The 17,738-nt window shown below is 68.8% G+C and carries 17 protein-coding genes and 1 riboswitch; of the genes, 7 read left to right on the top strand and 10 right to left on the bottom strand.

From position 1 onward, the window contains the following. Positions 1 to 6: 6 nt before the first annotated feature. The gene (locus ACXC9Q_RS06410; protein ID WP_457055533.1) at positions 7 to 1,095 is read right to left on the bottom strand and encodes a Clp protease N-terminal domain-containing protein; all 1,089 of its coding nucleotides are present in this window, start codon (positions 1,093 to 1,095) and stop codon (positions 7 to 9) included. Continuing rightward, positions 1,095 to 1,322, bottom strand: a complete 228-nt coding sequence (locus tag ACXC9Q_RS06405) for a ribbon-helix-helix protein, CopG family (RefSeq protein WP_328521247.1) — start codon at positions 1,320 to 1,322, stop codon at positions 1,095 to 1,097. Before ACXC9Q_RS06405 ends, ACXC9Q_RS06410 begins: the two co-directional genes overlap by 1 nt. Positions 1,323 to 1,404: 82 nt before the next feature. On the opposite strand from ACXC9Q_RS06405, the gene solA reads away from it, so the two are divergent. Further along, on the top strand, positions 1,405 to 2,529 hold the full coding sequence (gene solA / locus ACXC9Q_RS06400; protein WP_457055532.1) for an N-methyl-L-tryptophan oxidase: 1,125 nt from the start codon (positions 1,405 to 1,407) through the stop codon (positions 2,527 to 2,529). On the opposite strand, the gene ACXC9Q_RS06395 is transcribed toward solA, so the two are convergent. The 5 genes from ACXC9Q_RS06395 to ACXC9Q_RS06375 all read right to left on the bottom strand — a co-directional run bounded on the left by ACXC9Q_RS06395 (position 2,526) and on the right by ACXC9Q_RS06375 (position 8,117). Beyond that, the gene (locus ACXC9Q_RS06395) at positions 2,526 to 3,320 is read right to left on the bottom strand and encodes a sirohydrochlorin chelatase (RefSeq protein ID WP_457055531.1); all 795 of its coding nucleotides are present in this window, start codon (positions 3,318 to 3,320) and stop codon (positions 2,526 to 2,528) included. The genes solA and ACXC9Q_RS06395 overlap by 4 nt on opposite strands. Continuing rightward, a complete protein-coding gene (locus ACXC9Q_RS06390; RefSeq protein WP_457055530.1) occupies positions 3,317 to 4,603 on the bottom strand; it encodes a sulfate adenylyltransferase subunit 1 in 1,287 nt (428 codons plus the stop codon). Before ACXC9Q_RS06390 ends, ACXC9Q_RS06395 begins: the two co-directional genes overlap by 4 nt. Next, positions 4,603 to 5,517, bottom strand: a complete 915-nt coding sequence (cysD, locus tag ACXC9Q_RS06385) for a sulfate adenylyltransferase subunit CysD (RefSeq protein ID WP_457055529.1) — start codon at positions 5,515 to 5,517, stop codon at positions 4,603 to 4,605. Before cysD ends, ACXC9Q_RS06390 begins: the two co-directional genes overlap by 1 nt. Continuing rightward, positions 5,514 to 6,200: a phosphoadenylyl-sulfate reductase gene (locus ACXC9Q_RS06380; protein WP_405066321.1), complete on the bottom strand. Its 687-nt coding sequence runs from the start codon at positions 6,198 to 6,200 to the stop codon at positions 5,514 to 5,516. The genes cysD and ACXC9Q_RS06380 overlap by 4 nt, the downstream gene beginning before the upstream one ends. A 222-nt stretch (positions 6,201 to 6,422) precedes the next feature. Then, complete coding sequence (locus tag ACXC9Q_RS06375; protein WP_457055528.1) at positions 6,423 to 8,117, bottom strand: nitrite/sulfite reductase; 1,695 nt, start codon at positions 8,115 to 8,117, stop codon at positions 6,423 to 6,425. A gap of 411 nt (positions 8,118 to 8,528) precedes the next feature. Here ACXC9Q_RS06375 and ACXC9Q_RS06370 point away from each other — a divergent pair, with 411 nt between their 5' ends. The 4 genes from ACXC9Q_RS06370 (at position 8,529) to ACXC9Q_RS06355 (ending at position 12,632) form a co-directional block, all read left to right on the top strand. Continuing rightward, positions 8,529 to 9,095, top strand: a complete 567-nt coding sequence (locus ACXC9Q_RS06370; protein ID WP_457055527.1) for an ArsR/SmtB family transcription factor — start codon at positions 8,529 to 8,531, stop codon at positions 9,093 to 9,095. After that, positions 9,092 to 9,457 (top strand): hypothetical protein, encoded by a 366-nt coding sequence (locus tag ACXC9Q_RS06365; RefSeq protein WP_457055526.1) that lies wholly within the window; start codon positions 9,092 to 9,094, stop codon positions 9,455 to 9,457. The genes ACXC9Q_RS06370 and ACXC9Q_RS06365 overlap by 4 nt, the downstream gene beginning before the upstream one ends. A gap of 83 nt (positions 9,458 to 9,540) precedes the next feature. Continuing rightward, the gene (locus ACXC9Q_RS06360; RefSeq protein WP_457055525.1) at positions 9,541 to 11,400 is read left to right on the top strand and encodes a glycoside hydrolase family 9 protein; all 1,860 of its coding nucleotides are present in this window, start codon (positions 9,541 to 9,543) and stop codon (positions 11,398 to 11,400) included. A gap of 62 nt (positions 11,401 to 11,462) precedes the next feature. Beyond that, positions 11,463 to 12,632 carry an amidase gene (locus ACXC9Q_RS06355; protein ID WP_457055524.1) on the top strand — a complete coding sequence of 390 codons (1,170 nt, stop codon included), beginning with the start codon at positions 11,463 to 11,465 and terminating at the stop codon, positions 12,630 to 12,632. A gap of 6 nt (positions 12,633 to 12,638) precedes the next feature. Here the strand turns inward: ACXC9Q_RS06355 and ACXC9Q_RS06350 are convergent, their stop codons facing one another. Further along, positions 12,639 to 13,109 carry a GbsR/MarR family transcriptional regulator gene (locus ACXC9Q_RS06350; RefSeq protein ID WP_457055523.1) on the bottom strand — a complete coding sequence of 157 codons (471 nt, stop codon included), beginning with the start codon at positions 13,107 to 13,109 and terminating at the stop codon, positions 12,639 to 12,641. Between the two features lie 58 nt (positions 13,110 to 13,167). On the opposite strand from ACXC9Q_RS06350, the gene ACXC9Q_RS06345 reads away from it, so the two are divergent. Beyond that, entirely contained in the window at positions 13,168 to 13,398 is a 231-nt protein-coding gene (locus ACXC9Q_RS06345) for an MFS transporter (protein WP_457055768.1), read from the top strand. 91 nt (positions 13,399 to 13,489) lie between these two features. Beyond that, positions 13,490 to 14,410, top strand: coding sequence for an MFS transporter (locus tag ACXC9Q_RS06340; protein ID WP_457055522.1), 921 nt, complete (start codon positions 13,490 to 13,492; stop codon positions 14,408 to 14,410). On the opposite strand, the gene ACXC9Q_RS06335 is transcribed toward ACXC9Q_RS06340, so the two are convergent. Together ACXC9Q_RS06335 and ACXC9Q_RS06330 are read right to left on the bottom strand one after the other, a co-directional pair. Beyond that, positions 14,403 to 15,851, bottom strand: a complete 1,449-nt coding sequence (locus ACXC9Q_RS06335) for a glycine hydroxymethyltransferase (protein ID WP_457055521.1) — start codon at positions 15,849 to 15,851, stop codon at positions 14,403 to 14,405. The genes ACXC9Q_RS06340 and ACXC9Q_RS06335 overlap by 8 nt on opposite strands. Before the next feature lie 28 nt (positions 15,852 to 15,879). Further along, positions 15,880 to 15,959, bottom strand: a riboswitch (ZMP/ZTP riboswitch). An 86-nt stretch (positions 15,960 to 16,045) separates the two neighbouring features. Next, the gene (locus ACXC9Q_RS06330) at positions 16,046 to 17,671 is read right to left on the bottom strand and encodes an acyl-CoA dehydrogenase family protein (RefSeq protein WP_457055520.1); all 1,626 of its coding nucleotides are present in this window, start codon (positions 17,669 to 17,671) and stop codon (positions 16,046 to 16,048) included. Positions 17,672 to 17,738 lie beyond the last annotated feature (67 nt).

The raw sequence follows: 17,738 nt of genomic DNA, 5'->3' as shown, positions 1-17,738 counted from the left end.
AAGGGATCAGGAGTCCGGATCGATGTCGTGCTCCCGCAGCAGGTTGCGCAGGTGTGCCACCTGCTCGTGGAGGCGTTCGTTCTCGTCCAGGACGTGGTTGAGCTCGCCCAGGAGGTGGTGGCGACGGCCGAAGGTGGTCCAGCCCGAGGCGTCGTCGGCGAGCATGCCGGCGACGGCGGATTCGGACCGCCGGCGGCGATCGATCCGATCCTCGACCTTGCGGCGGATGGCGTCCGGGTCGGAGGTGAGCTTGGTCAGGATCTGGCCGGCGACGCCCTCGCCGTCGCGCAGCAGGCCGAGCAGCAGATGCTCGGTGCCGAGCTGGTCAGAGCCCCGCCGGCGGGCCTCGTCCCACGCGTGCTCGAACGTGCTCTTGGCCCGCGGCGTGAACGGAATGGTCCCGGCCTCCCCGCGCCCACGGCCGAGGATCTCCACCACCAGGTCACGGACCGCTGGAGCCGTGATCCCGAACCCGGCCAGCACCCGCTCCGCGATGCCCTGTCCCTCCTCGATCAGCCCGAGCAGCAGGTGCTCGGTCCCGATGTAGACATGGCCGAGTTTCCGCGCCTCCTCCTGGGCCAGCGCGACGACTCGCTTGGCCGGATCACTGAATCTCTCGAACATCCGGATTCCCCTCCGCCACTCGTTGTCGACAGTCAGTTCGGCGACCGCGTCCTCCAGCAGCAGGTCGAGCCGCAGATGCTCCTGCAGGTCGTCGGCCGTGACCGGTTCCAGCTCGAGCCGGGCCCGGACAAACTCGGCAACCTCGGGTGCGGTCGCAGCGCCGGCTGTGATCCGATCCAGCAACTCGTCCACTTCCGACACCGGCTCCAGCCGCAGCTCGGCCCGGTTCAGCGCAGTGAACTGCAGGACGACCGCGACCGCCACCACCCGATTCGGCCCCTCGAACGGTCGCTCCCGGACCAGCCCTGCCAGCAACACCCCGGCCGCCTCAGCCATCCCAGGGGTACGCCGGACATCGGCCAGCACTCGGTCGATCGCGTCCAGGTCCGTCCGGCGTACGGCGTCCTCCGACTCGCACTGCAACACGCGAGCCGCCACTGCGAGCACGTCGTACCGGCCGAGGTAGCGCATCAGTCGTCTCCGCGGAGCCGGCGTAGGGACTCCTCGTGGCGGGCCAGGTTCTCCTCCAGGAGCCGGCTGAACCGCGTGTCCTGCCGCCGCTGATCGACCAGCGCCGTGATCGCCTCCCGCGCGACGTCCGACACCGACCGGCCCTCCACCGACGCCACCGTCTGCAGCCGCTCGGCCAACTCCGGATCAAGCCGCAACAGGATGTTCTTCGTCCCGTCCTTCACCATAGATAGCAAGATATCACGCTATCTCGGTCCAGAACCTGGGCTGCCGGGACTCTTGAGCCGGGGAGTGGGGCAGGGTGGGGGAATGCGAGCGGATGTCGTGGTGGTCGGGCTGGGTGCGTTCGGGTCGGCGGCGTTGTGGCGGCTGGCTTCGCGTGGGGTGAATGTGGTGGGGATCGAGCGGCAAGGGATCGGGCATCCGTTCGGTTCGTCGCACGGGACCACGCGGCTGTTCCGGGTCGCTTGCATGGAACACCCCGGGCTGACGCCGATCGCTCGCAAGTCGCTGGAGCTGTGGACTCAGCTGGGGGAGGGGACCGGCGAGGTCTACGTCCGCCAGACCGGGTCGCTCAACGTCGGCGGGCCGAAAAGCCGTCCGGTCAGGGGTGCCCGGCAGGCGGCAGCCGAGGCGGGGGCACCGACCACGGACCTGACCCACGACGAGTTGGTCGAGCGATTCCCGCAGTACGACCTGGCCGCCGAGGACGTTGCCGTCTGGGACCCCGGGGCGGGCATGTGCTATGCCGAGCCGACCGTCCGCGCGCACGTCGCGGAGGCGCAACGGCTGGGTGCGACGGTCTTCCCGCACACGATGGTGACGGCGATCGACCTCGGCCGCGACGAGGTGACCGTGCGGACGCCGACGATCAGCATCACCGCGGATCAGGTCGTCGTCGCCACGGGCGCCTGGCTGAGCAAGCTGGTTCCAGGTCTGCCGCTGTCACCTCGGCGTACGCCGTTGTTCTGGTTCCAGCCGAGGGATCCGGCGTCAGCGGCCTTTCAGCTGAGCAACTTCCCGTCGTTCATCTGGGAGTTCGCGGACGGGCGCGGGCTGTGGGGGCACGGGTCCGACGAGGACTTCCTGGTCAAGGTCGGCCTCGACGGCGCCGAGCGGGAGCGCGACGTCGATCCGGACGAACTCGATCGCTACATCCACCCGCGCGAGGACATCGCCGAGCTGTCGGCAGCGATCAGCCACGCCTTCCCGGACCTCGATCCCGAGCCGGTCAAGGTGATCCCGTGCATGGTGACGGACTCACCCGACGGCCAGTTCCTGGTCGGCCGGTACGACGAGCGCCTGGTGATCGCGGGTGGTGACAGCGGCCACGGCTTCAAACACTGCGCCGGTGTGGGTGAGCTGCTGGCTCAGATCACAACGAAGGAGACGCCGTACACCGACGTCTCCTTCGTTGATCCGTTGCGGTTCTAGGCGGTGCGGACGAGCTCTGGGCGGGCGATGACCGGGCGGGGCGCCGGGGTGAGGGTGAGCAGGTCCAGGCCGGCGACGCCGTAGCGGAGGAGGACAAGGCGGGCTACCTCGGCACTGACACCCAGCGGGCGCGAGACGGCGACGGCGCCGGCGCGGCGGGCGGTTGACTCGGCGCGGTCCGGGAGGACGCCGGGGGCCAGGAAGAGGGATCCGACGGCCACGTGACGCCGGCCCTCGAGCCGCCACTGCAGCACGGCCTCGGCCGGTGACGGCGACGCGGCGCAGGTGAAGGCCGCGGTCACCGGCAGCTTGTGCCGCTGACTCCAGAGCCGCGCGAGCCGGGTCACGCTCGCGTTCGCCTGGGAGTCGCTCGAACCGGCGCACGCCAGCACCAGCGCGTCCAGCTCCCGCACCCGGCCGTCCTTCAGCTCGGCCCGCATCCGGCGATCCAGTACGTCGAGCAGCGACTCGTCGTACCCGAGGACGTCGGAGGCGATGATCCGCAGCGCCGGGAACCGGGTGCGTGCCTCGTCGACCACTGCCGGGACGTCGACCCGGGCGTGGAACGCTGACGACAGCAGCAGCGGCAGGATGACGACTTCCTCCACACCCTCGGCGGCGAGCTTGCCGAGCTTCTGGTACGGCGTGGGCGGGCAGTGGTCGAGGAAGGAGGCTTCGATCCGCAGGTCGTCACGCAGGTCGCGCAGGCACTTGACGAGAGCGTGGACGGTGGCGGCCGAGCGCGGGTCGCGGCTGCCGTGGGCGAGGATCACGAGCGCTGGAGCAGTCACAGCAGTTCCCCTTCTTCGTCGTCGATCATGCCGGCTGCCAGCGTCCACCCGTCGTGGGCGTCGATCAGCAGGAACGATCCGGTGATGGTGTTGCTGGAGTACGGGTCGGCGGCCAGCGGTGCGGCGATCTTGAGTTGCACCTTGCCGATGTCGTTCAGGTCGAGCCCGGTGGCGTCGATGACTCCGAGCGTGTCCAGGTCCAGCGCCCCGGTGATCTTGGTGACGATCGCCTGGGCGGTGGTCGTGGTGTGCTTGATCAGCAGCCGGGCGCCCACGGTCAGTGGGCGGTCCGACAGCCAGCACACGGTGGCGGCCAGTTCCCGGCGGGTGCCGGGGGAGGCCTCGGCGGCGACGATCACCGAGCCGCGGGCGACGTCGATGTCGTCGGTCAGCCGGACGGTGACGGCCTCGCCGGCGACCGCGGACGGCCGCTCGACCACCGCGGTGCTCGTCGACGTGACGACGGGCCGGTCGATGCCGGCGATCGACGTACGGCGGCCGGTCGGCAGCACGATCACCGGGTCGCCGACGGAAACGGTGCCGGAGGCAACGGTTCCGGTGTAGCCGCGGTAGTCGCGGTACTCGTCCCCGGTCTGCGGCCGGATCACGTACTGCACCGGGAACCGCAGCGGCTGGCCGGAGGAGTCGATCCGCCCGGTCGCGTTCTCGAGCACCTCGAGCAGCGTCGGTCCGTCGTACCAGGACGTCTCGGTCGACCGCTCGACCACGTTGTCACCGACGAGTGCGGAGACCGGGATGGCCTTGACGTCGGCGATCCCGAGCTGGTCGGCGACCTCGTTGACGTCTTTCGCGATCTTGGTGAACACCGTCTCGTCGTAGCCGACCAGGTCGATCTTGTTCACCGCGAGTACGACGTGTGGCACGCGGAGCAGGCCGGCTACGGCCAGGTGCCGCCGGGTCTGCTCGAGTACGCCGTGCCGCGCGTCGACCAGGATGATCACCACATCCGCGGTCGAGGCGCCGGTGACCGTGTTGCGGGTGTACTGCACGTGCCCGGGGCAGTCGGCCAGGATGAACGAGCGCTTGTCGGTGGCGAAGTACCGGTAGGCGACGTCGATCGTGATGCCCTGCTCGCGTTCGGCGCGCAGGCCGTCGGTGAGCAGAGCGAAGTCGAAGTCACCGCCACGGGCTTCCGACACCGTCTTCACGTGGGCGATCTGGTCGGCCAGGATCGCCTTGCAGTCGTGCAGCAGTCGCCCGACCAGCGTGGATTTGCCGTCGTCGACGGATCCCGCGGTGGCAAGCCGGAGAAGTGTGCTCATCAGAAGTACCCCTCTCGCTTGCGGTCTTCCATCGCGGCTTCGCTGACGCGGTCGTCGGCCCGGGTGGCGCCGCGCTCGGTCAGCTCGCTGGCTGCCACCTCGACGACCACCTCGGCCGCGGACGACGCGGTCGACGCGACCGCGCCGGTGCAGGACATGTCGCCGACGGTCCGGTAGCGAACCACCCGGCGCTCGACGACCTCATCCGAGCGAGGCTGGGAGTAGGGGCCGACGGCAAGCAACATGCCGTCGCGCTCGAACACGTCCCGCTCGTGCGCGTAGTAGATGCTCGGCAGGTCGATGCCTTCGCGCTCGATGTAGTTCCATACGTCGAGCTCGGTCCAGTTGGAGAGCGGGAAGACGCGCACGTGCTCGCCCGGCCGGTGCTTGCCGTTGTAGAGCGACCACAGCTCCGGCCGCTGGTTCCGCGGGTCCCACTGACCGAACTCGTCGCGCAGGCTGAAGATCCGCTCCTTAGCCCGGGCCCGCTCCTCGTCCCGCCGGCCGCCGCCGAAGACGGCGTCGAACCGGTGCCCGTTGATTGCGTCGAGCAACGGAACCGTCTGCAGCGGGTTCCGCGTCCCGTCCGACCGCTCCCGCAGCCGGCCATCCGCGATGTAGTCCTCGACGCTGGCCACCTCGAGCCGCAGGCCGAGCGTGTTCACGGTCGCGTCGCGATAGTCCAGAACCTCCTGGAAGTTGTGCCCGGTGTCCACGTGCAGCAGCGCGAACGGGACCCCGGCCGGCGCGAACGCCTTGCGGGCCAGGTGCAACATGACGATCGAGTCCTTGCCGCCGGAGAACAGGATCACCGGCCGCTCGAACTCCGCCGCCACCTCACGGAACACGAAGATCGACTCGCTCTCGAGCGCGTCCAGCTCGGTGACGACCGGGGTTTCCACGATGGCCGTCATGTGTGGAGTCCGCATTCGATCTTGCCCTGGCCGGCCCAGCGGCCGCTGCGCGGGTCTTCGCCGGGGGCGACGCGCTGGGTGCACGGCTCGCAGCCGATCGACGGATAGCCGTCGTACTGGAGCAGGTTGACCAGTACGCCGTTGTCCGCGATGTAGGTGTCCAGGTCCTCCTGGGTCCACGGGGCGAGCGGGTTGAGTTTGACCATGTCGCGCTTGGCGTCGTACTCGACGACCGGGGTGTTCGCCCGGGTCGGCGCCTCCTCGCGGCGGATGCCGGTGACCCAGGCCTTGTAGCCGGACAGGTACCGGTTGAGTGGTTCGACCTTGCGGAGCGCGCAGCACTTGTCGGGCTCGCGCTCGTAGAGCTTCTCGCCGTACTCGGCGTTCTGCTCCTCGACCGTCTGCTTCGGCAGGGCGTTGATCAGGTTGATCGGCAGCGTCGCCGCCACCGCGTCGCGGGTGCCGATCGTCTCGGCGAAGTGGTAGCCCGTGTCGAGGAACAGGACGTCGACGCCGGGGGCCGCCTCGGCCGCGAGGTGGGGGAGTGCCCCGTCTGCCATCGAGGCGGTCACCACCAGCTCGTCACCGAAGGTCTCCCGCGCCCACGCCAGCAGTTCCTGCGCCGAGGCGTCGGCTAGTCGTTCGTTCGCCTCTTCGGCGAGCGTCTTCAGATCCGTACTCATTCCACCGTCACCCGCAGTCCGATCATCTTCAGCTGGAACACCCGTGCACACGGCCGGCACTCCCACGCGCCATGGCCTTCCTCGGAAGGACGAAGGTCCTCGTCCCCGCAATAGGGGCAGTAAAGAGGTGCCGCACGCTCGCTCATCGACGTCCTCGCTTCGCTCCGGGCGCCGACGAGGCACAAGTCACGCTGCACTTGTTGGTGAACTCACTTCGTTCGTTCACTGCAAAGCCTCCTCATCAGCACGGGTGACCCACTCGGCGAAGCGCTCGCCCTCGTTGCGCTCCTTCAGGTAGTTCTGGGTGACACGCTCCACGTAATCGGCGAGACCGTCCGCGGTGACCTTGTGGCCGCGGAGCTTGCGACCGAAGCCGGCGTCGAGCCCGAGCCCGCCGCCGAGGTGGACCTGGTAGCCCGGCACCTGCTTGCCATCGGCATCCATCACCAACTGGCCCTTCAGGCCGATGTCGGCGACCTGGATCCGGGCGCAGGAGTTCGGGCAGCCGTTCACGTTCACGGTGATCGGTACGTCGAGCTCCGGGATCCGCTCCTCCAGCTCGTCGATCAGCTGGGCCGCCTTCGCCTTGGTCTCGACGATCGCCAGCTTGCAGAACTCGATGCCGGTGCAGGCCATCGTGTTCCGCCGCCAGGCCGACGGGTTCGCCTGGAAACCGAGTGCGTTGAGGCCGGCGATCAGCGAGTCGACCTGCGCCTCCTCGACGTCGAGCACGAGCAGCTTCTGCTGCGCGGTGGTCCGGATCCGGTTCGACCCGTGCGCCGCGACCACGTCGGCGACCTTGGCGAGCGACCGACCCGACACGCGTCCGACGACCGGCGCGACGCCGACGTAGTACTTGCCGTCCTTCTGCTTGTGCACACCGACGTGATCGCCTTGTACGGCGGGTACCTCGGGGGCGGGACCGTCGATCAGCTTCCGCTTGAGGTACTTCGTTTCGAGAACTTCCCTGAACTTTTCTACGCCCCAGTCCGCGACCAGGAACTTCAGCCGGGCCCGGGTCCGCAGCCGCCGGTAGCCGTAGTCGCGGAAGATGCTGGTGACACCCCACCAGGCCTCGTGCACCTCTTCCAGCGGGATCCACGCGCCGAGCCGCTGCGCGAGCATCGGGTTCGTCGACAGCCCACCGCCGACCCACAGGTCGAAGCCGGGCCCGTGCTCGGGGTGCACCACGCCGACGAAGGCGATGTCGTTCACTTCCGGTACGACGTCGTGCGACGGGTGACCGGTGAGCGCGGTCTTGAACTTCCGCGGCAGGTTCGAGAACTCGGTCGAGCCGATGTACTTCTCGACGATGTCGTCGATGGCCGGCGTCGGGTCGATGATCTCGTCCGCGGCGATCCCGGCGACCGGGCTGGCGATCACGACGCGCGGTACGTCGCCGCAGGCCTCGGTGGTGTAGAGCCCGACGGCCTCCAGCTTCTGCCAGATCGCCGGCACGTCCTCGATCCGGATCCAGTGCAGCTGGATGTTCTGCCGGTCGGTGATGTCGGCGGTGTCGCGCGCGTACTCGGTGGAGATCTCCGCGATCACCCGCAGCTGCTCGGTGCTGAGCTGGCCGCCCTCGACCCGGACCCGCATCATGAAGTAGCGGTCGTCCAGCTCTTCCGGCTCCAGCGTCGCGGTCTTGCCGCCGTCGATGCCGGGCTTGCGCTGGGTGTAGAGGCCCCACCAGCGGAACCGGCCGCGCAGGTCGGCCGGGTCGATCGAGTCGAAGCCGCGGTGCGCGTAGACGTTCTCGATCCGGGCCCGGACGTTCAGGCCGTCGTCGTTCTTCTTGTTCTCTTCGTTCTTGTTCAACGGCTCGCGATAGCCGAGCGCCCACTGGCCCTCGCCTTTGCCCTTGCGCGGGCGGGCGGGCTTACGGGGAGCAGCAGGAGGAGACGTGACGCCAGTCATCCGGAGGGGTGTCCTTGTCCTCGTGACAGGTGCCCACCGAGGGCGGCGAGATCGAAGCGTCGTCGATTCGATGCGTTCCGCGCGGTGCGCACCCAGCGGTGATCGGGGGTGATCAGGGGCCGTCGTCGGGCCCGGCGGGGTGGCTGTCAGAACATCGAAGGACAACAGATGGCGCTGCGCATCCGCCCGAGGTCGACATGAATCCGACCTACGAGGTGAGTGGAGCGGGCAGCGAGCATGCTCACAAGCGTCAGTCCCAGAGCCGGACATTGCAACTGTCAATCCTGCATCGTGAGACCGGATCTCACGATATGGCTATCTCTACAAGTCTGGTGGAGATTGCTTCGCGCTCCCAATCCATTCCACAAGAGCTCTTGTACAAGATCTCTTGTGGAATCTATCGTGGCTCGCATGAGCCCCGCGAACCGGCGCCCGGCCGACCCCTCGGTGATCGCCGCCATCCACCATCCGCTGCGCCGGCGGCTGATCGACCTGCTCGGCGTCGAGGGCCCCGCGACCGCCTCACAACTGGCCGAACGCACCGGCGAACTGGTCGGCAACATCAGTCATCACCTGAAGGTGCTGGCGGTCGCCGGAGTGATCGAGGAGGCGCCGGAGCTGGCCAAGGATCGCCGGGAGCGCTGGTGGCGCAGCGCCCGGTCGTCGTGGGCCTGGTCGGTCGCTGACGCGGGCGGCGAACCGGCCGGTGAGCTGATTGCAACCGTTTCCGAGGAGAGGAATGTCACGTACCACGCGGACAAGGTCCAGCAGTGGTTCGACGCCCGGCACGAGTACGGCGAGGAGTGGGTGCGGGCCGCATTCGCGACCGACAGCTGGCTGACGCTGACACCGGAGCGGCTGACCGAGCTCTCGGGGCGGATCCAGGACCTGATCCAGGAGTACTACGAAGATCCGTCGGACGACTCCTCTGCGGTGCCGGTGTACGTGTTCGCGCACGGCGTGCCGGCCCGGCCATGACCGGCGCCGCGGCGGTCGCGGACACGATCGGCATCCCGCCGCTGGGCCGGGATCGCCGGGTGCACGCCTGGATCCTGTCGGGCGCGATCTCGGAGGCCGGCGACGTCGCCTGGTACGTCGGCCTCGCGTGGAGCGCGGCCCAAGTCGCCCCGCCCGCCGGTACCTTCCAGCAGACCATCGAACCGGCGTTCCTCGGTCGGACCTCGAGCGTCGTCAGCCTGTCCGACGAGGGCCTGATGCCCATCGCCATGACCGGGTTCGGCGCGCTGATCTCGCTGACCGACGTGGCCGTGGCCTGTGCGCTGCTGGGGACCGCGTTCGCGGCACTGATGGTGTGGTCGGCCTCGCGCTTGCGGGGCTGAAGTCTGTACTCCGGCGGAGACCTGCGCTACTTTGCGACCACCAATAGGAAACCTTCCTAACGATTGGGTGGAGGGAGTCAATCGTGACGTCCTTGCGTCGGGTCGGATCGATGGTGGTGGCCGCGGGTCTGGTGGTGGGTCCGGTGAGCATGAGCACAACGAGCAGTGCGAGTACGGCGACTACCGCGCCAGGTGGCGTGGTCCGGGTGAACCAGCTCGGGTACGGCGCCTTCGACGGCAAGGCGGCGTACGTGATGACTCGGGCCGCCGCGACGGGCGCTCGCTATCAGGTCGTCGACCGATACGGGCGGCGGGTGCTGAGCGGCCGGGTCGGCGCTGACGTGGGGGAGTGGAACGCGACGTACCGGCATGTCTACCAACTCGATCTGTCCGCGCTGAAGGTGCCGGGGAGCTACCGGATCCAGGTGCCGGGCGTAGCGTCGGGCGCCTTCCAGATCCGGGGCAACGCCGACCGGTTGCTGACAGGTGCCAAGGACAAGGCGGTCACGTTCTTCACCGAGCAGCGGGACGGGGCGAACGTCGTACCCGGGCCGCTCGGACGGCAGCCGGCGCACCTCACGGACCGGGCCGCGCTGGTCTACGACACGCCCGTGTTCGTCGATCCGGACAGCGATCAGACCGTCGGCGAGCTGCACCGGATCGGTGGTCCGGTGAATGTCGAGGGCGGTTGGTACGACGCGGGGGACTACCTCAAGTTCACCCACATCGCGGCGTACTCGGAATCGTTGCTGTGGGCATCGGCCCGGGACGCGCGCCGGCCGGATCGCGAGGTGCTGGCCGAGGCCCGGCACGGGCTCGACTGGCTGGACAAGATGTGGGACGAGCGGACGAGGACGCTCTACATCCAGGTCGGTGTCGGCTCCGGGAACGTCGAGGAGACGTTCGTCGGCGACCACGACGTCTGGCGGCTGCCGGAGGTCGACGATCACCTGACTGATCCATCGGAGCGCTTCCTACGCAATCGTCCGGTGTTCCGGGCCGCGGCACCCGGCCAGCCGATCAGCCCGAACCTGGCGGGTCGGACAGCGGCCGCCTTCGCGTTGGCGGCGCAGGTCGAGACCAATCCCGCGACTGCCCGGCGTCATCTCGAGACGGCTGCCCAGATCTACGCGCAGGCGCAGACCAAGAACGTCGGCCAGCTCGTCACTTCGTTGCCTTTCGCCTTCTATCCGGAGACGGCCTGGCGTGACGATCTCGAGCTGGGCGCCACGGAACTCGCGCTCGCGGCGAAGCGGCTCGGCGATCACCGGGCGGGGGCTTGGCTCAAGGAGGCCGGCTACTGGGCTTCGCAGTACATCGCGCAAGAGGCGGGCGGGGACACGCTCAACCTGTACGACGTGAGTGCGTTGGCACACGCGGATCTGATCCGGGCGGCTCGCGGCGACCACCAGCTGGTGAGCACGCTCGTGGGTGACCTGCGGGCGCAGTTGCAGATCGGCGTGGACCGTGCGTCGGCGGATCCGTTCCGGGCGGGAGCGCAGTACGACAACTTCGACGCCGTACCGCATGCGTTCGGCCTGGCCGCGACCGCGCGGCTGTATCGGAAGGTGACGGGCGACCGGCGGTACGACGACTTCGGTCAACGACAACTCGACTGGAACTTCGGCGCGAACGCGTGGGGCGTGTCGTTCATGGTCGGCGTCGGGCGGAACGCCGAGCGGTGCCCGCATCACCAGATCGCGAACATCACCGGGAACGTACTCACCGGCGCGGTCGTGAACGGACCGAACTCGGCGGACCTGTTCGAGGAAGGGCTGGGCGACTACCTCGACGGCATGAACCCGTGCCCGGCGGACGGTTCCGATCGGTACGCCGAGTTCACCGGCCACGGCTCGCGGTACGTCGACGACGTACGATCCTGGCAGGCTTCCGAGCCCGCCGACGACTTCGCCGCCATCGCCGTCTACGCACTGACCCGCTGACGCTAAACTCACCCGGTGCTTCAGGTCGACTGGGAGAACGTGCGCCGCGTCGCTGGGGGCGTGTGACCGCGGCGTCCATCGCTGCTCAGGTGCGATCCGGCGAGCGGACTGCACTCGAGGTCGTCGACCAGGCGCTCGACGCTGCCCTGCGCCTCGACCCGCTGCTCCATTTCGTCGACGAGTTGGACGTCGCCGGCACCCGGGCAGCAGCCGAACGACTTGAGCCCACCGGTCCACTCGCGGGTGTCCCGTTCTTCATCAAGGCAAGGACGCCGGACAACTCGCCGATCATCAGCCGGCTCGTGGCCGCCGGCGCGATCCCGATCGGTACGTCGACTCGCGCCCGGCCCGGCGCGATTTCGCAGACCTTCGGGTGGAACGGGCGCGACTACACCCGCAACCCATGGGACTTGTCGCGATCGCCTGGTGGCTCGACCGCTGGTGGTGCGGCGGCGGTCGCGGCCGGCGTCGTACCGCTGGCAACTGGTGGAGACTCCGGTGGTTCACTGCGGATCCCGGCCGCGTTCTGCGGGGTGGTCGGCTTCAAAGGCACCTACGGCCGTATCCCGCGCCCGGTTGGTCGCGCCCTCGGCGGGCTCACCACCGCCGGCTTCATCGGTGCCGATCTCGACGACATGATCCTGGCGACGAGCATCGCCAGCGGTCCACACCGCCTCGACCCGACTGCCCTGCCGGCGTGGCCGGTCCCGACCGTTCACGATCGTTCGTGGCGGATTGCATACCACCCCACCCTCGGCCGCCATCTGGCCGACCCTGCGGTCGACCACGTGATCCGCGAGCGGCTGACTCATGCCGGCGTCACCGTGGTCGACGTACCGCTCGAGCTTCTCCCGACTGATGAGGCGTGGCCGGTGCTGTCGGGTCTGGATGCCGGCCGCGGTGCTGACGCAGCCGCGGCGAACCGGGCTCGCGAGGTCCGCGATCACAACAACACAGCGCTCGCCGATCTCTTCGCCGAAGTGGATGCCCTGATCACCCCGACCACGCTGACTGTTGCCCACGGCTACGACCAGCACGAGTCCAGCATCGTCACCGGCGACCCGTGCTGGGCCTTCAACGTGACCGGCCATCCCGCGGTCAGCGTCCCTGCCGGTTTGGCGGACGGATTGCCTGTGGGTGTTCAGGTTGTCGCGCCGCATGGGTCGGACGACGTCGCGCTCGCGGTTGCACGGCGGATGCAGGTTGTCCTGCCGCCACCACCGATCCGCTGACAGGCCTCAGCGCGGGTGCTCCGACCGCCAGTGCTTGATCATCTGGTCGAGGTCGGTCTTGATGAAGGCGAAGAAGTCGGCGGCTTCGGTGAGGCGGTGGCCGACGGGGGAGTCGGGGCCGAAGAGGTCGGCGCCGGCGCGGCTGCTGGACTCCCATTCGCCGAGGGCGTCGTTGCGGCGTTCGAGGATCGCGGCGAAGACGTCGTCGCGGATCCGGTAGTGGTCCTTGCGGGACCCGGGCAGCCGCTCGCGGGAGATGAATGACACCTGGAGCAGTTGGCGGACCGCGCCGGAGACAGCGGGCTGGCTGATCTTGAGCGACTCGGCCAGCTCGGCAGCGGTCATCGTGCCGGTCGGGCTGACCAGCATCCGGCCCATCACCCGGGCCGACATCGTCGGGACGCCGCTGTTGGCCAGCACGCCGGCAAAGCGCTCGACGAACTGGCTTATCTCTTCCGGGCTCGGTTCCTGCGCCATGGTTGAAGCTTACAATAATTTGATGTATCGCAACTATCACAAACTTCTGATAATTTGAATCCATGACCTCGTCCTCGCGGCCCTGCTGCTGCCGGCCGGTCTCCTCGGCGACCGGTACGGGCGACGCAAGATCATCGCGATCGCGCTCACCCTGTTCGGCGCCGCGTCGCTCGCCTGCGCCCTGGCCGACTCGGCCGAGACCCTGATCGCCGCCCGGGCGTTCCTCGGTGTCGGTGCGGCGATGATCGTTCCGGTGGCGCTGTCGCTGATCACCGTGCTGTTCCGCTGAACGTCCCGATCGCGTTGATCGCGGCCGTCGCGGTCACGCTGCTCGTCCCAGAGACCCGAAGCTCTCGGCGGCGATCGACTGGCTTGGCATCGTGCTCTCCAGTGCTGGCCTGGCATCCTTGGTGTACGGCGTGACCAAGGCCGGCGAGACGTCGTGGTCCGATGGTGTCACCATGCTGTTCCTCGGACTGGCCGTCGTACTGATCGCAGGGTTCCTGCTCTGGCAGCGGCGGACCACGCGGCCGTTGATCGAGCTGCGGTTGTTCCACGAGAAGACATTCACCGGCGGCGCTGTGCTGCTCACGGTGTCGGTGTTCGCGATCTTCGGGTTGCTGTTCACGATGCCGCAGTACTTCCAGGGCATCAACGGATCGGACGCGCTGCACACCGGGCTCAAGTTGCTGCCGTTCATCGGCGGGATGACGCTCGGCGCGAAGCTGGCCGAGCCGGTGGAGGCGAAGGCCGGGACCCGGCTGGTGGTGATGACCGGGTTCGTCGCGATGGCCCTCGGGTTCGTGCTCGGGGCCTTCACGGAGCTCGGCACCGGGTACGGGTACACCGCGATCTGGTTCGTGGTGGTCGGTTTCGGTCTTGGGTGTTCGCTGCCGCAGGCAATGAACGCGGCGTTGGGTGTGGTCGATCCGGAGCGGGCCGGGACCGGATCCGGGCTGCTGCAGGCGTTCCGTCAGGTCGGCGGCACGGTCGGCGTCGCAGTCCTGGGCACGGTGCTGAACTCGGTCTACCGCGCAGGAGTCGACACGACCGGACTACCCGCCCAAGCCGCGGATGCGGTCGAGAAGGGGCTCGGTGGCGGGCTCGCCGTTGCGGCGAAGTCGGGCTCCGCCGACCTGCTGAACGATGTCCGGGACGCCTTCATGACCAGTCTCAACACCACCATGTGGGTGTCCGCGGGAATCGCAGTCGCAGGCGCCGTACTCGCCGCCGTGTTGATGCCACAACGGCGAGCGCCCGCTCCCAGGAGTGTGGAAGCGGGCGCTGCGCGAGTCAGCTGAGCTCGAGGCCTGGGTACAGGGGGTGCTTGTCGAGGAGTTCGGACGAGGCGGCCTTGGTCTTGTCCGCGACGCCGTCGGCGAGCACGTACTTCGCCTTGGACGGGGCGCCGGCCGACGTCGTGGTCGGCGTGGTGGCCGAGAGGACGTCGACGATGAGCTCGGCGACCCGGTCGAACTCGTCGCCGCCGAAACCACGGGTGGTCAGCGCCGGCGTGCCGATCCGGACACCCGAGGTGTACCAGGCGCCGTTCGGGTCGCGCGGTACGGCGTTCCGGTTGGTGACGATGCCGGCGTCGAGCAGCGCGGACTCGGCCTGCCGGCCGGTGATGCCGTACGACGAGACGTCGAGCAGCACGAGGTGGTTCTCGGTCCCGTCCGTCACAAGCTTCACGCCACGCTTCATCAGGCCCTCGGCCAGCGTGACCGCGTTGTCGGCGACCGCCTGCGCGTACACCTGGAACGACGGCTGCCGGGCTTCGGCGAGCGCAACCGCCTTCGCCGCCATCGTCTGGCTAAGCGGACCGCCCAGCACCATCGGGCAACCGCGGTCGACGGAGTCGGCGTACTCCGGCTGGCACAGCACCATGCCGCCGCGCGGGCCGCGCAGCGACTTGTGCGTGGTGGTCGTGGTGACGTGCGCGTGCGGGATCGGGTCGAAGTCGCCGGTGAACACCTTGCCCGCGACCAGGCCGGCGAAGTGGGCCATGTCGACCATCAGCGTCGCGCCCACCTCGTCGGCGATCTCGCGCATCTTCGCGAAGTTCACCTTCCGCGGGTACGCCGAGTAGCCGGCGATCAGGATCAGCGGCCTGAACTCACGCGCCTTGCGGGCGACCTCGTCATAGTCGAGCAGCCCGGTCTCCGCGTCGGTGCCGTAGGAGTGCTGGTTGAACATCTTGCCGGAGATGTTCGGCCGGAAGCCGTGGGTCAGGTGACCGCCGGCGTCGAGCGACATGCCGAGCATCTTCTGGTCGCCGAGCGCCTTGCGGAGCTTGGTCCAGTCCTCGTCGGACAGGTCGTTGACGTGCTTGGCGCCCGCCTCGGCCAGCGCCGGGGACTCGATCCGCTGGGCCAGGATCGCCCAGAAGGCGACCAGGTTCGCGTCGATGCCGGAGTGTGGCTGGACGTAGGCGTGCGGCGCGCCGAACAGGGCCGTGGCGTGGTCGGCCGCGGCCTGCTCGACGGTGTCGACGTTCTGGCAGCCGGCGTAGAAGCGGTGCCCGATGGTGCCCTCGGCGTACTTGTCCGAGAGCCAGTTGCCCATCGTGAGCAAGGTGGCGGGGGATGCGTAGTTCTCGCTCGCGATCAGCTTCAGCGACGAGCGCTGGTCGGCCAGCTCGGCCTTGATCGCGCCGGCGATGGTCGGTTCCACCGCGCCGATCACCTCGAGCGCGTTGCGGTACGCGGCCGATGCGGCGGCGGCATCGAAGGGTTGAGTCATCGTTGTCTCTCCTGCGGTTGCAGTGGGTCGAAGGCACCCAGGCGCACGGTGCCGACGGTCTTCGCTCCCCGGTGGTTCTCCACCTCAGCGCGCCAGTCGCGACCCGCTCACCCTATCGCGTACACACCCTTCTCCTGCGGCTTGTGTCCGAAGAACTGTGGCCTACAACCCTCGGATCTTCGGACGCAACGCGATCAGAGGGCGCGGGCGAGGATCGGGGCGAAGGGGGTGGTGCGGGGGAGGGTGCCCAAGACGCCGGCCCAGTCGCCGGCCAGCCTGGACGCGACGAAGGCGTCGGCGACCTCGGGTGCCGAGTGCCGGACGAGCAGGGACGCCTGGAGGCAGACGGCCATCCGGGCGGCGAGGCGGCGCGCGCCGGCCTCCGCCTCGGACACATCGGCAAGCGTTTCCAGTACGTCGTTCACCGCGGCATCGAGGCGGTCGTCCGCACCCCGTGCCGCGCCGACCTCGAGCAGCCACGCGTCCAGCGACTCCGGCCTTCTGAGCGCACGGAGGACGTCGAGCGCATTGACGTTCCCCGATCCTTCCCAGATCGAGTTCAGCGGCGACTCGCGGAACAGGAGGGGAAGGCCGGACTCCTCGACGAACCCGTTACCACCCAAGCACTCCAGCGCCTCCGCCACCATGAAAGGCGTTCGCTTGCACACCCAAAACTTCGCCAACGGCAGCCCGATGCGGCGGAACGCGGCGGCCTGCTCGTCTCCACCGGCCGACGCGTCGGCCGCAGCCGCAAGCCGCATCCCCAGAGCGGTTGCCGCCTCACTCTCCAGGGCCAGGTCGGCCAGGACGTTCTGCATCGCGGGCTTGTCGGCGAGGAGCCCACCAAAAGCCGAGCGGTGGCGGGTGTGCCAGAGGTCTTCTACGAGGGCGCGGCGTTGGAGGGCGGCCGAGCCGAGCACACAGTCGAGGCGGGTGGCGGCGACCATTTCGATGATGGTGCGGACGCCGGCGCCCTCGTCGCCGAGGCGATAGCCGATCGTGCCGTGGAACTCGACCTCGCTGGACGCGTTCGAGCGGTTCCCGAGCTTGTCCTTCAACCGTTGCAGGGCGAACGCGTTCCGGTTGCCATCGGCAAGCACCCGGGGCACGACGAAGCAACTCAGTCCGTCCGGCGCCTGCGCGAGTACGAGGAAGACATCGACCTGCGGCGCCGAGCAGAACCACTTGTGACCGTTCAGCTGATATTCACCGTCCGGCCCGGTCGGCGTCGCGGTGGTCAGATTGGCCCGGACGTCCGAGCCGCCCTGCTTCTCGGTCATCCCCATCCCCGCGAGTACGCCGGTCTTCTCGGCCGCGGGCAACCGGCGTACGTCGTACGACGTGGCCGCGAGTTGCGGGATCCACTCCTTCGCGAGCCGCTCGTCCGCCTTGAGCGCCGGGACCGCGGCGTACGTCATCGAGATCGGGCAGCCGTGACCCGGCTCGACCTGGGACCAGACATAGAACCCGGCGGCCCGGGTCAGATGCGGCGCCGGGCGGTCGCTCGTCCACGGCGCGGCCTGCAGCCCGAACCCGACCGCACGCTCCATCAGCCAGTGCCAGGACGGGTGGAACTCGACCTCGTCGATCCGGTTCCCGTAGCGGTCGTGGGTGCGCAGGACCGGCGGGTGCTGGTTGGCCGGGAGGGCCTGCGCGAGCGCCTCCTCGGAGCCCGCGACCGCGCCGATCCGGTGCAGACCGGGGTCGCGGGCGAGATCGGCGTACGGACGCAGAGCGTCACCGAGCGGGGTGTCGTCGGTGAAGAAGTTCACCCCCTGCAGTGGGGGAGCCTGGTTCGTTACAGCAAATGGGTCCGCCATGTCAGTACGGTAAGCGGTATGGCACGTTCAGGGGCAGGACCCCGTGGTGGGAGCTCCCTCTCATTGG

The sequence above is a fragment of the Kribbella sp. CWNU-51 genome (assembly GCF_054073265.1).
This window is presented reverse-complemented; position numbering and strand designations above follow the sequence as displayed.

Bases quoted from the DNA above. Each gene is read 5' to 3' on its own strand.
- ACXC9Q_RS06410 (WP_457055533.1), bottom strand. From the start codon at position 1,095: ATGCGCTACCTCGGCCGGTACGACGTGCTCGCAGTGGCGGCTCGCGTG.
- solA (WP_457055532.1), top strand. From the start codon at position 1,405: ATGCGAGCGGATGTCGTGGTGGTCGGGCTGGGTGCGTTCGGGTCGGCG.
- ACXC9Q_RS06350 (WP_457055523.1), bottom strand. From the start codon at position 13,109: ATGGCGCAGGAACCGAGCCCGGAAGAGATAAGCCAGTTCGTCGAGCGC.
- ACXC9Q_RS06330 (WP_457055520.1), bottom strand. From the start codon at position 17,671: ATGGCGGACCCATTTGCTGTAACGAACCAGGCTCCCCCACTGCAGGGG.
- ACXC9Q_RS06390 (WP_457055530.1), bottom strand. From the start codon at position 4,603: ATGAGCACACTTCTCCGGCTTGCCACCGCGGGATCCGTCGACGACGGC.
- cysD (WP_457055529.1), bottom strand. From the start codon at position 5,517: ATGACGGCCATCGTGGAAACCCCGGTCGTCACCGAGCTGGACGCGCTC.
- ACXC9Q_RS06335 (WP_457055521.1), bottom strand. From the start codon at position 15,851: ATGACTCAACCCTTCGATGCCGCCGCCGCATCGGCCGCGTACCGCAAC.
- ACXC9Q_RS06380 (WP_405066321.1), bottom strand. From the start codon at position 6,200: ATGAGTACGGATCTGAAGACGCTCGCCGAAGAGGCGAACGAACGACTA.
- ACXC9Q_RS06370 (WP_457055527.1), top strand. From the start codon at position 8,529: ATGAGCCCCGCGAACCGGCGCCCGGCCGACCCCTCGGTGATCGCCGCC.
- ACXC9Q_RS06365 (WP_457055526.1), top strand. From the start codon at position 9,092: ATGACCGGCGCCGCGGCGGTCGCGGACACGATCGGCATCCCGCCGCTG.
- ACXC9Q_RS06375 (WP_457055528.1), bottom strand. From the start codon at position 8,117: ATGACTGGCGTCACGTCTCCTCCTGCTGCTCCCCGTAAGCCCGCCCGC.
- ACXC9Q_RS06405 (WP_328521247.1), bottom strand. From the start codon at position 1,322: ATGGTGAAGGACGGGACGAAGAACATCCTGTTGCGGCTTGATCCGGAG.